12 protein-coding genes and 5 tRNA genes are annotated in these 12,199 nt (G+C 38.1%); 16 read left to right on the top strand and 1 reads right to left on the bottom strand.

The window, feature by feature from the left end:
- The first annotated feature begins 54 nt into the window (after positions 1-54).
- The 6 genes from HC176_RS04170 (at position 55) to HC176_RS04145 (ending at position 6,412) form a co-directional block, all read left to right on the top strand.
- The gene (locus HC176_RS04170) at positions 55-1,326 is read left to right on the top strand and encodes a DUF2851 family protein (RefSeq protein WP_167916923.1); all 1,272 of its coding nucleotides are present in this window, start codon (positions 55-57) and stop codon (positions 1,324-1,326) included.
- 35 nt (positions 1,327-1,361) lie between these two features.
- Positions 1,362-1,586, top strand: coding sequence for a PspC domain-containing protein (locus HC176_RS04165; RefSeq protein ID WP_167916922.1), 225 nt, complete (start codon positions 1,362-1,364; stop codon positions 1,584-1,586).
- A gap of 6 nt (positions 1,587-1,592) precedes the next feature.
- Entirely contained in the window at positions 1,593-2,612 is a 1,020-nt protein-coding gene (locus HC176_RS04160) for a potassium channel family protein (RefSeq protein ID WP_167916921.1), read from the top strand.
- 105 nt (positions 2,613-2,717) lie between these two features.
- Positions 2,718-4,340, top strand: coding sequence for an alanine/glycine:cation symporter family protein (locus HC176_RS04155; protein ID WP_167916920.1), 1,623 nt, complete (start codon positions 2,718-2,720; stop codon positions 4,338-4,340).
- Between the two features lie 22 nt (positions 4,341-4,362).
- Positions 4,363-5,250: a ComEA family DNA-binding protein gene (locus tag HC176_RS04150; RefSeq protein WP_167916919.1), complete on the top strand. Its 888-nt coding sequence runs from the start codon at positions 4,363-4,365 to the stop codon at positions 5,248-5,250.
- Entirely contained in the window at positions 5,243-6,412 is a 1,170-nt protein-coding gene (locus HC176_RS04145; protein ID WP_167916918.1) for an acyl-CoA dehydrogenase family protein, read from the top strand. The genes HC176_RS04150 and HC176_RS04145 overlap by 8 nt, the downstream gene beginning before the upstream one ends.
- A gap of 32 nt (positions 6,413-6,444) precedes the next feature.
- Here the strand turns inward: HC176_RS04145 and HC176_RS04140 are convergent, their stop codons facing one another.
- Entirely contained in the window at positions 6,445-8,133 is a 1,689-nt protein-coding gene (locus tag HC176_RS04140) for a hypothetical protein (protein ID WP_167916917.1), read from the bottom strand.
- Positions 8,134-8,325: 192 nt separating this feature from the next.
- Here HC176_RS04140 and rpsU point away from each other — a divergent pair, with 192 nt between their 5' ends.
- The 10 genes from rpsU to secE all read left to right on the top strand — a co-directional run bounded on the left by rpsU (position 8,326) and on the right by secE (position 12,166).
- Positions 8,326-8,520: a 30S ribosomal protein S21 gene (gene rpsU / locus HC176_RS04135; RefSeq protein ID WP_167916916.1), complete on the top strand. Its 195-nt coding sequence runs from the start codon at positions 8,326-8,328 to the stop codon at positions 8,518-8,520.
- A gap of 171 nt (positions 8,521-8,691) precedes the next feature.
- Positions 8,692-9,582 (top strand): tyrosine-type recombinase/integrase, encoded by an 891-nt coding sequence (locus HC176_RS04130; protein ID WP_167916915.1) that lies wholly within the window; start codon positions 8,692-8,694, stop codon positions 9,580-9,582.
- A gap of 35 nt (positions 9,583-9,617) precedes the next feature.
- Positions 9,618-9,920 (top strand): ribosome hibernation-promoting factor, HPF/YfiA family, encoded by a 303-nt coding sequence (hpf, locus tag HC176_RS04125; protein WP_167916914.1) that lies wholly within the window; start codon positions 9,618-9,620, stop codon positions 9,918-9,920.
- 101 nt (positions 9,921-10,021) lie between these two features.
- A tRNA-Thr gene (locus tag HC176_RS04120) sits at positions 10,022-10,095 on the top strand.
- A gap of 68 nt (positions 10,096-10,163) precedes the next feature.
- A tRNA-Tyr gene (locus HC176_RS04115) sits at positions 10,164-10,246 on the top strand.
- Positions 10,247-10,325: 79 nt separating this feature from the next.
- A tRNA-Gly gene (locus HC176_RS04110) sits at positions 10,326-10,398 on the top strand.
- 62 nt (positions 10,399-10,460) lie between these two features.
- Positions 10,461-10,532: transfer RNA gene (locus HC176_RS04105), tRNA-Thr, on the top strand.
- Between the two features lie 71 nt (positions 10,533-10,603).
- Positions 10,604-11,791 carry an elongation factor Tu gene (gene tuf, locus HC176_RS04100; RefSeq protein WP_167916913.1) on the top strand — a complete coding sequence of 396 codons (1,188 nt, stop codon included), beginning with the start codon at positions 10,604-10,606 and terminating at the stop codon, positions 11,789-11,791.
- 63 nt (positions 11,792-11,854) lie between these two features.
- A tRNA-Trp gene (locus HC176_RS04095) sits at positions 11,855-11,927 on the top strand.
- 44 nt (positions 11,928-11,971) lie between these two features.
- Positions 11,972-12,166 (top strand): preprotein translocase subunit SecE, encoded by a 195-nt coding sequence (gene secE, locus HC176_RS04090; RefSeq protein WP_167916912.1) that lies wholly within the window; start codon positions 11,972-11,974, stop codon positions 12,164-12,166.
- Positions 12,167-12,199 lie beyond the last annotated feature (33 nt).

Here is a 12,199-nt window from a genome sequence, read left to right as displayed (position 1 = left end):
TTCAAAAATATAGAACTTAAGAGGAAAATTCGCGGTATTTTCTATTTTAGTAGTATGCAAGAAGATTTTCTACATTACATCTGGAAACACAGAAAATTTCAAATACATAGTTTGAGTGCCGTATCTGGCGAGTCTGTTGGGGTGGTGTCTGTGGGCCAGCATAACTTTAATTCGGGTCCAGATTTTTTCAATGCACAGTTAAAAATTGGCGAACAGCTTTGGGCGGGTAATGTAGAAATACATGTGAAATCGTCCGACTGGTTTTTACATAATCATGAGCAAGACCCAAATTACGACAACGTGATTCTGCATGTGGTTTGGGAACACGATACCGAAGTGTTCAGAAAAGATAATACACCTATGGCAACATTGCAGTTGAAGGATTATGTAGAGCAGGATGTTTTAGAAAATTTCGAAAAGCTGTTTTCCAAGCAAAACCGATGGATTAATTGTGAAAATGAACTGCCATCTGTTGATGATTTTATTTTAAATCATTGGAAAGAACGTTTGTTTTTTGAGCGTTTGGAACGAAAATCGAATGATATTGAAGGCTTATTGAAAACTTCAAAAAATAACTGGGAAGCGGTATTGTTCGTAATGCTTGCTAAAAATTTCGGATTAAAGGTGAACGGCGAAGCCTTTTTGAGCATGGCACAGTCTATCGATTTTTCAATCGTTAGGAAAACACATTCTAATCTTTTGGCATTGGAAGCCTTGTTTTTTGGACAATCGGGGTTACTGGATGCGGATACCGAGGGGGCTTATTTCAATAATCTGCAAAAAGAATACGATTTTCTAAAACAGAAATTCAAGTTGGACAATCAAAGCGTGTTGCCCGTTCAGTTTTTTAGGTTGCGTCCGCCTAATTTTCCCACTATCCGCTTGTCGCAATTGGCAAATTTGTACCACGGTCATCAAAATTTGTTTTCAAAAGTGATGGATGCTGAAAATTTAGAAGATTTCTATAAGCTGTTTTCAGTGGCGGTATCAAAATTTTGGAAAAGCCATTTCACCTTTCAAAAAACATCAAAACATTCAGAAAAAAAATTGACGAAATCGTTCATCGATTTGTTAGTCATCAATACCATTTTGCCATTAAAATTCAGCTATAGCAACCATAAAGGCGAAACGGCTAGCGAAGCCATCGTTAAAATCGCTTCGGGCATTACTTCAGAAAAAAACAGCATTGTTGAGGCTTTTAATAGTTTAAAACCCATGAGCGATTCGGCATTGGACTCGCAGGCCCTCATTCAGCTTAAAACCCAGTACTGTGATAAAAACAAATGTTTACAGTGTGCGGTGGGCAACCAACTTTTAAATAAATAACTTTTAAACGAAAAAAGTAAATACTAAATTGCAGCATGAACATTTATAAACCTTTATATTTTTTTCAAAAGCACGGTTATTATGTGTGCCAGCGTATTGCCGATCGTTTGGGCATTCGTGCGAAAGTAGTTCGTACTTCGTTTATGTACCTTACTTTTGTAACCTTGGGCTTTGGTTTTGCCTTGTACTTGTTTTTGGCCTTTTGGATGCGCATTAAAGATTTGGTTTATACCAAACGTTCATCGGTATTTGATCTTTAAATCGATATGAACCCACTTATTAGATTCTTTAGAACCAAAATTTACACCGCTGTTCTTCTTTTGGGAATTGTTATGGTTATTGGTGTTACCGGTTACAGGATGATTTCGCACTACTCGTGGGTTGATGCGTTTTATATGACGGTTATTACCATGACAACTGTGGGCTTTGGCGAAGTAGTGCCATTGGACGATACCTCGAAAATTTTCACCATTTTTTTAATTTTAGGGAGTGTGGTTATTGTGGGTTACGCATTGTCCATCATCACCGAATATATTTTAAGTAAGAATGATATTGAAGAACTAAAGCACAAAAAAATGCAGAAACAGATAGATAGTTTTTCCAACCATATTGTGATTTGTGGCTATGGAAGGAATGGCAAACAGGCTGCCCGAAAGCTTAGGGCGTACAACAAGCAGTTTGTGGTGATTGAAAAGAACAAGGAAATGGAAGAGCGGCTCCAGTTGGACGAAGTGCCTTACGTAATAGGAAATGCCAATGAAGATGAAGTTTTGGTCATGGCTGGGGTGGATCGTGCTGATTGTTTCATTTCGGCCTTGCCCAACGATGCTGATAATTTATTTGTAGTACTTTCGGCGAGGCAATTGAATAAGAAAGTTAACATAATTAGCAGAGCTTCCAATGAATCGTCATATGATAAATTGAAATTTGCTGGAGCCAATAACGTTATCCTTCCCGATAAAATTGGTGGCGACCATATGGCATCGTTGGTGGTGGTGCCTGGGTTAATGGAGTTTGTCGATAACTTGTCTATTGTGGGGAAATCCAATATCAACATTGAAGAAGTGGCCGTTGAAAAATTGTACAACACCAATCAGCCAAAAACGATAAAGGATTTGGATTTAAGGAAAAAAACAGGTTGTACCGTTATAGGCTATAAAAACGAAAACGGTGAATATACCGTAAACCCCGAGGCTGATTTAAGTTTGGCTCCCCATTCAAAAATTATTGTTTTGGGTCGCCCCGAACAAATAAAAGCACTCAATTCTGAATACAACATCGAGTAGCGAAACACTTATTTTAACAGGCTTAGTTTTAATAAACCATTTTTTTTTAGCATATTGCTCCATTCTTAATATAAAATTCACTTAAAATTAACTAACAAGCATTTTATGAAGAAATATCTTCTTTCATTATTTACATTAACACTTCCATTTTTAACATTTGCACAAGAAACCTCTTCTGAAAAAATCGATAGGGTTTTTAAGGAATATACAGGGTGGTTTGTTGATGCCATTTTTTATGAGATTCCGTTTTCTGAAACATATCAAATTCCGTGGGTGCTAATCGTTTTAATAGGTGGCGCCCTTTTTTTTACAATAAACTTTAAGTTTATAAATTTTACGGGTTTTAGAACAGCCATTAGGGTGGTTCAAGGAAAATATGAAGACATCGAAAAGCATGGTGCAGATACACTTTACGGCGACCAAACACCCAATGAAGATGAAAATATCATTGAAACCTTAAGAGACGATAGCGCCCATGGCGAGGTATCGCATTTCCAAGCATTAACAGCCGCATTGTCGGCTACCGTTGGTTTGGGTAACATTGCCGGTGTGGCCGTAGCCTTATCCATTGGTGGTCCAGGGGCAACCTTTTGGATGATTATGGCCGGACTTTTAGGCATGGCCTCGAAATTTGCCGAGTGTACCTTGGGGGTTAAATACCGAGATGTTGGCGAAGACGGTACCGTTTATGGTGGTCCTATGTACTATTTAACCAAAGGTTTTGGCGAAAAAGGCATGAAAGGCTTCGGTAAAGTATTGGCGGTGCTGTTTGCCATCTTTGTTATTGGTGGTTCATTTGGAGGCGGTAATATGTTCCAAGCCAACCAAGCGGCGGCACAGTTTACCAAGTTGTTCGATATGGAAAGCTCTAACGCTGGGATGTACTTTGGTTTTGTAATGGCCTTTTTGGTGGCTATCGTAATTATTGGAGGTATTAAAAGGATTGCTTCCGTTACGGAAAAAGTTGTGCCGTTTATGGCGGGAATTTATGTTTTGGCAGCATTGATTATCCTTGGAGCTAACTGGCATTTAATTGATGATGCTTTCGGATTGATTTTTGAAGGTGCATTTTCTGGATTGGGTATTGCCGGCGGATTGGTAGGTGTCATGATTCAAGGCATTAGAAGGGGAGCGTTCTCTAACGAAGCCGGTGTGGGTAGTGCGGCCATTGCGCACTCTGCCGTACGTACCAAGTACCCTGCAAGTGAAGGTATTGTGGCGTTATTAGAGCCTTTTGTAGATACGGTGGTAATCTGTACGATGACGGCCTTGGTGATTGTGATTACCAATTTCGATGGCCAATTTATGGAGTACGGTGTGCCGATTAAAGAAGGTGTGGAGCTTACAGCTTCAGCATTTGATACCGTAATACCACACTTCTCGATTATACTTACCATTGCAGTAATTTTATTTGCCTTTTCAACCATGATTTCCTGGTCGTACTACGGTATGCAAGGATGGATTTTCTTATTCGGAAAAGGAAAGCTCAGTGATTTGGTTTATAAAATTTTATTCCTGTTTTTTGTTGTAGTAGGGGCTTCCATTAGTCTGGGTGCAGTAATCGACTTTTCCGATGCCATGATTTTTGCTATGGTAGTACCAAACATTATTGGTGTAATTGTGCTTTCGCCAGTAATTAGCCGAGAGCTTAAAAAATACATGAAAGCTATCAACGTAAAAGAAGAAGCTTTAGATGAAGGCGCTGAAGACCTCACCAAACACATGTAATCAACTAAACTAAATAGATTGTATGAAATCCCATTTCAAGTTTTCAAAAGAACAACGGAATGGGATTTTTTTATTATTGCTCCTCATCATCGCCTTACAAAGTGTTTATTTTTATGTCGTTTCGTCAAAGGGGGCTTCCGAAGAACTTCAAATTAATGAAAACGAGCTGTTAAAGTTTACCAACGAAATCGACTCCCTTCGGCAAATTGAAATTGAAAACAGCAAACCGAAAATATATCCGTTCAACCCCAATTATATTACCGATTATAAAGGTTCAACGTTGGGCATGAGTAACGAAGAAATTGACAGGTTGCTCAACTACCGGAAACAAAATAAATGGATTAATTCCGCAAAGCAATTTCAGGAAGTCACACAGGTTTCCGATTCGCTTTTAGAATTCATTTCGCCTTATTTTAAGTTCCCCGATTGGGTAGAAAACCCTAAGCCAAAAACGCATTTTAGTCAAAACAACAAACCGAAAACATACGGAGAAAAACAGGATTTAAATACCGTTACGGCACAACAACTTCAAAAAGTGAATGGGGTTGGCAAGGTGATTTCAGAGCGCATTGTAAAATTCAGAAACAAGCACGTGGGTGGTTTTTTGGATGATGTTCAGCTCAATGATGTTTATGGACTAACGCCCGAAGTAGTCGAGAGAATAAAAGAACGGTTTACGGTTAAAACGCCGAGCCCTGTAAAAAAGTTGAATTTAAATACGGCCGTGGTTAGTGAGTTGGTAACCGTGCCGCATATCGATTACGATTTGGCTGCCGAAATTGTAGAGCAGCGCCAATTGCGAGAAGGCTTTGAATCGTTTGAAGATTTAAATAAAGTAAACGGCTTTCCGTCAAATAAAATCGAGATAATTAAATTATATTTGCACCTCGAAAAGCAAATAGATGAATAATATGTACTTCACCGAAGAGCATGTTCTTTTTAGAAAAAGCCTTCAAGATTTTTTAAAGAAAGAAGTGATGCCCCATATTGAAACTTGGGAAAAAACTGGAAATATCGACCGATTCATTTGGAAGAAATTTGGCGATATGGGTTTTTTTGGCATCAATTATCCTGAAGCTTACGGTGGGTTAAACCTCGATTTGTTTTATACAGTTATCTTTTTGGAAGAGTTGCAAAAAATCAACTCTGGAGGTTTCGCTGCGGCTATGTGGGCCCATGCCTATTTGGCGATGACGCATCTTAACGCTGAAGGTGCCGAAGCCATTAAACAAAACTATTTAGTGCCTAGCATAGCTGGTGAAAAAATAGGCTGCCTGTGCATTACCGAACCGTTTGGGGGTAGCGATGTGGCCGGTATGCGTACCACTGCTGTCAAAGAGGGCGAGCATTACATAATAAATGGGTCTAAAACCTTTATTACCAATGGGGTGTTAAGCGACTATTTGGTGGTGGCGGCAAAAACCAATCCTGAGTTGGGCAACAAAGGGGTGAGTATGTTTGTTATTGATCGGGAAACGGCAGGAATTTCGGCCACCAAACTGGATAAATTAGGCTGGCGTGCATCTGATACTGGAGAGATTGCTTTCGATAATGTGAAAGTGCCCGCCGAAAACTTAATGGGCGAGGAGGGCAAAGGTTTTTCGTATATCATGCAGCATTTTGCGCTAGAGCGTTTAATTATGGGCGTTAATGCACATGCCCGTGCCGAATTTGCTCTAGAGTACGCGCAACAATATATGAGTGAGCGACATGCCTTTGGAAAATCGATTGATAAGTTCCAGGCCTTGCGACATACTATGGCCGATTTGTACACAGAAATGGAAGTGTGCAAGGCCTTTAACTATTCGGTAGCCTATCGATTGGATAAAGGCGAATATGTTGTAAAGGAAGCGACCATGAGTAAACTGAAATCGACCAAAATGGCCGATGAGGTGATTTACCAATGTTTGCAATTTTTAGGCGGTTACGGCTATATGGAAGATTACCCGATGGCACGCTTGTTCCGTGATAGCCGATTGGGGCCTATTGGAGGAGGTACTTCGGAAATTCTTCGCGAAATTATCGCCAAAATAATTATCGACAAGAAGGAATATAAGGCGGCTACGAAATAGAGTAGTAAATAATTGTCTATGGAATTTGTTTTTTAATTTTTTTCTTTTAAAAGCTCATCATATGATTTGCCTGTTTCAGTTTTGTCCTTTTTAATTTGGTTTTTCAGGTGTTTTTTTGAGCTTCTCATGTTAAATTTATAAATGTAATCTTTGAAGCTCATCTTCTGAAGGTTAGTCCAAAGCATAACTTCTACCTGCAAGATTGGTTTAATATAAAAATGATAGTCAAGTGAACTTTCAAGGGCTAAGAGTAATTTTAAATCATGTTTACTTTTGTACTCTGTTAGATTTTCGGTTGGGTAACCGTAAGCAGATAGTTTTAATTCAGCTAAGTAATGATTTTTATCATATCTAAGATAATCGTAATGTTGAATGCATTTTATTACCAATGATTGTTTGGTTTTGTCATCCAGCTTAATAAACTCTTTTTTTAAGATATCTATCGAACTAGTATCATCAAAAAAAAAGGAGTTAGAGAAAAAAAGGTTCAACTTTTGATAGCTACTTAAAAAATCGCTTTTTATTAAGAAGTCAGTTTTTTCCTTAAAGTCATTTTCCAATTCTACAACAAAATTTTTGTCTTGAATTGATTTTGATTTTCTTGACAACATTAAAGCTTGAAAAATGGCAAATAATTCCTTATCCCTTATGGCTAATTCTTTTTCAAAATATTCGTCTATTTGATTTGAATAAAAAAGCTGTGTAGCTTCTTTTCTCAGTAAACTAATATCGTTGAGAGTGGCTCTTAAATTTTGTTCTCTTTCAGAAATTTTTCTCATTTTACGTTCTTCAGCAGCTTTAGACCATGAATCTATGATTGCTATCCCACCAGCAGCTAAAGCACTTGTATGGTCACCAGCGGCACTGAAGGTTTGCATAGCGCTAGCATAATCCCCTTGACCAGCCAATTGATAAGCTTTTGTTTGGAGTTGTGTGTCTATTTTGCTCTCTTGGGTATCCGAAGAGCCTTCAAGTATATTGTCCATTTGATATTGAAGACTGGCCTGTTGTTCTTTTTTGCTCATTGTATCCCATTCCTGCTTTGAGTATTCATAGGGTTTTTTATATGTTTTATTTTGAGAATCATTTTGCTTTGAGGAGTTGTCCATTATTGAATTGTCCACAGTAGCGGGATTTTCTTTTAGGGCAGTGTCATTTTTCTGAGTTTTTTCATTGATATTATTTTCGGCAAATTGATTTGTATAAACACTTATTTTGAGATGAAGACTACAAGCTTTGCAAGGATTTAAATCGTTTGGGTTTTCATTCAGTTCTTGGAAAAAAATAGAGTTTTTATCTCCTTTTTTTAACAGTATGTGTGTGCGTTCTATCCAACCTGTTCTAAACTCATAAGTTGAAAAAGAGACATTTTCAACAAACTTTTGCTTGTTTATATTACAAATGAGTTTACCTGAAAATTTAGTTTCATCTCCTTTAGGCTTTGTAGAATTTATTCTGTAGTTATATGATTCAGGGCCGTATAATTTGCCATTGTAACGATATTTTTTCTGGAATTCATTGAAAGAGATGTCTACACCCAATGTGCCATAGAAAACTTCATTTTTATTTATTGTTAAGTCAAAAGTAGGTTGAGAAATAAGAACCCAACCATTACCGTTTGGATTTTGAAAGTTGCCTACTGGTTCATTGCAGCGTTCACTCAGTGGTATTTGAGCAAATGTCAGACCTGTATATAATAAGGCTAGAATGAATTTTTTCATGATTCTAAGATTAATTGAGAGTTATAGTGTTGTTTTTCAGTTTCTTGATAAATATAGATGAAATTTTCTACAAAGTCAACCCCTATTTCAAGTTGCACTTTTTTAAAAAAAATAATAACCAATAATTGCGGGTAATAAATTAGTTGTTATATTTGCAGCCTGAAAATCTAAAAGAGAGGAGGTTAAGGCACTATGTTAATAATACCAATTAAAGAAGGAGAAAATATAGATAGAGCGCTAAAGCGTTACAAGAGAAAGTTCGACAGAACCGGTACCAAGCGTGCATTGCAGTCTCGCAAGCAGTTTGAAAAGCCATCTGTAGTTCGTAGAGCGCAAATCCAAAAAGCGCAGTACATCCAACAATTAAGAGATGCAGAAGATATATAATTAATGTATATCTCGATAATATAGAAATCCCGCCCACAAAGCGGGATTTTTTTATGCGCAAAAGTTAGCAGTAGCTGGAGGTATAGCATCAAACGTTGCCCGAGTATCATAAAAATAGTTGCGTTTTGCACGACAAACGTTTAACTTTAAACATTCAACTTAACCTAAACCATGGTGTTCCAAGCATTTTTAGATTATCTGCTGCTCGAAAAAAACTATTCGGCCTTAACCTTAAAGGCCTACCAAACCGATTTGGGAAGTTTTAAGCGTTTTGTTGAAGACGAATACGGCGACCAAAACATGGCTAATGTAAATTACCCCCAAATACGAAGTTGGATAGTGCAATTGGTAGAAAGTGGCCTCACCAACCGAAGCGTAAACCGAAAGGTATCGGCGTTGAGCAGTTATTACAAATTCCTGTTAAAGGTGGGCGATATTGAGGTGAACCCGTTGGCCAAGCACCGAGCCTTAAAAACAAGCAAAAAGGTGCAAGTGCCGTTTTCGGAAGCCGAAGTAAAAACCGTGCTTGACGATTTAGCTCTGGGCGACGATTTTGAAAGTGTGCGCAACAAATTTATAATAGAACTGTTCTATTCCACCGGTATTAGGCGCATCGAGCTTATTGAGCTTAAGTTGAGCAGTATCGACCTCAAAAATAAAACCCTAAAAGTTTTAGGGAAACGTAATAAAGAGCGTATTGTGCCGTTATTAAATTCGGTAGTGCAAACCGCTTTTTTGTATTTGGAGAAAAGGACTAATTTGCCCAACATTTCAGATAACGATATGCTGTTTTTAACGAAAAAAGGCGTTAAAATATATGAAACACTTGTTTACAGAATAATAAATGAGTATTTTAGTTTGGCATCTTCAAAAGTAAAAAAGAGTCCGCACATACTCAGGCACTCTTTTGCAACACATTTGTTAAACCAAGGTGCCGATTTAAACGCTGTTAAAGAACTTTTAGGGCATTCCAGTTTGGCCGCTACCCAGGTTTACACCCACAATAGCATTGCCGAGCTAAAAAAAGTGCACGTTAATGCACATCCCAGAAGCAAAAAATAGCGAGAGTTTTTGTCTAACCAATAAAGTGTATTAGTATGAAAGTAAACACGCAATCCGTAAATTTCAACGCAGACCAAAAGTTGATAAATTTTATCCAGAAACGCATGGATAAATTAGATTTGTTTTACGATAGGGTGATAAAATCCGATGTGTTTTTAAAGGTTGAAAATACCAGCCAAAAAGAAAATAAAATTTTCGAGGCCAAAGTAAGTGTTCCGGGCGATAGTTTTGTGGTAAAAAAACAATGCAAAACGTTTGAGGAAGGTGCCGATATGGCCGTTGCCTCGTTAGAACGCCAGCTAAAAAAGAGAAAAGAAAAATTAAGGGCACATTTCTAATAAAATTTCTCAAAAAATGTTTTGAATAAAATAAAAAATCTATACATTTGCAGTCCGTTAGAAATAACGGGCTTTTTTTTATGCTCAAAAAGTATAAAAATGCCTCCATAGCTCAGCTGGCTAGAGCAGCTGATTTGTAATCAGCAGGTCGTGGGTTCGAGTCCCTCTGGAGGCTCTTAATTCCTGCGAAAGCAGAAGTCTCAAAGTTTTGAGAAAGGTCTTTAAAATATTGAAAAACGAATTGGGGAGATACTCAAGCGGCCAACGAGGACAGACTGTAAATCTGTTGTTTTTTAACTTCGCAGGTTCGAATCCTGCTCTCCCCACTTAATAGTTCAAGATTTTAGGTTGAAAAGTTCAAGGTTTTAAAACTTTGAATGGTAAACTTTAAATTTTGAATGCATTGCGGGAGTAGCTCAGTTGGTAGAGCGTCAGCCTTCCAAGCTGAATGTCGCCGGTTCGAACCCGGTCTCCCGCTCAAAAGTTTACGGATTACGAGTTATAATCGTAGATCAAAAATCGGTAATCGTAAATCAAAACGCCGGTGTAGCTCAGGGGTAGAGCGTTTCCTTGGTAAGGAAGAGGTCACGAGTTCAAATCTCGTCATTGGCTCTATATTAGAGAGTGAAAATTAGGATACACTAATATTATTATATAACTAAGATTAAAATTATTTAAAAAACATGGCAAAGGCAACTTTCGATCGTTCAAAACCACACTTGAATATTGGTACAATTGGACACGTAGATCACGGTAAAACAACTTTAACTGCTGCTATTACTAAAGTATTAGCTGATGCAGGTTTCTCAGAAGCAAGATCTTTCGATCAAATTGATAACGCTCCAGAAGAAAAGGAAAGAGGTATTACAATTAACACTTCTCACGTAGAGTATCAAACAGCTAAGCGTCACTATGCTCACGTTGACTGTCCAGGTCACGCCGATTACGTAAAGAACATGGTAACTGGTGCTGCGCAAATGGATGGTGCTATCTTGGTGGTAGCTGCGACTGATGGTCCTATGCCACAAACTCGCGAGCACATCCTTTTAGGACGTCAGGTAGGTATCCCTCGTATCGTTGTTTTCTTGAACAAAGTTGATATGGTGGATGATGAAGAGCTTTTAGAGCTTGTAGATATGGAAGTAAGAGATTTATTGAGCTTCTATGAGTATGATGGAGATAATGGTCCTGTAGTTTCAGGTTCTGCTTTAGGTGCACTTAACGGTGAGCAAAAATGGGTAGATACAGTATTGGAATTGATGGAAGCTTGCGATAACTGGATTGAAGAGCCAGTACGTGATATGGACAAGCCTTTCTTGATGCCAATCGAAGACGTATTCTCTATTACTGGTCGTGGTACTGTAGCAACTGGTCGTATTGAAACTGGTGTTGCTCAAACTGGTGACCCTGTAGAGATTATCGGTATGGGTGCAGAGAAGTTAACTTCTACTATCACAGGTATCGAAATGTTCCGTCAAATCCTAGATAGAGGTGAAGCTGGAGATAACGCAGGTATCTTATTAAGAGGTATTGAGAAAACTCAAATCTCAAGAGGTATGGTTATCACTAAGCCAGGATCTGTAACGCCTCACAAAAACTTCAAAGCTGAGGTTTATATCTTGAAAAAAGAAGAAGGTGGACGTCACACTCCATTCCACAACAACTACCGTCCTCAGTTCTATGTACGTACAACTGATGTAACTGGAAACATTTCTCTTCCAGATGGTGTTGAAATGGTAATGCCAGGAGATAACTTAACTATCACTGTTGAATTGATTCAACCAATTGCAATGAACGTAGGTTTACGTTTCGCAATCCGTGAAGGTGGTAGAACTGTAGGTGCAGGTCAGGTAACTGAAATCCTAGACTAATACAGTTAAACAAATATAAAAGTTGAGGTATTTCGTTTATCCGAAATACCTTGACTTATATTTACGGGTTTAGCTCAGTTGGTAGAGCACTGGTCTCCAAAACCAGGTGTCGGGAGTTCGAGTCTCTCAACCCGTGCAATGATAAATTGAATAGGTTTCAATTTATAAAACAAAAACAAAATGGCTGGAATTGTAAATTATATAAAAGAATCGTTTGGCGAGCTAAAAAACAACGTTACGTGGCCTACTTGGGCCGAAGCGCAAAGCTTAACGGTTTTGGTAGCCTTATTCTCAATTATATTTTCTCTTGCTATTTGGGGCGTAGATACTGTGTTCAGTAAAGTTATTGCAGCTTACTTTCAATGGATTGGATAAAGAAGAATTACTAAATCGGTAAAAAGAAAAGAG

This window comes from Tamlana crocina (assembly GCF_012037625.1).
This window is presented reverse-complemented; position numbering and strand designations above follow the sequence as displayed.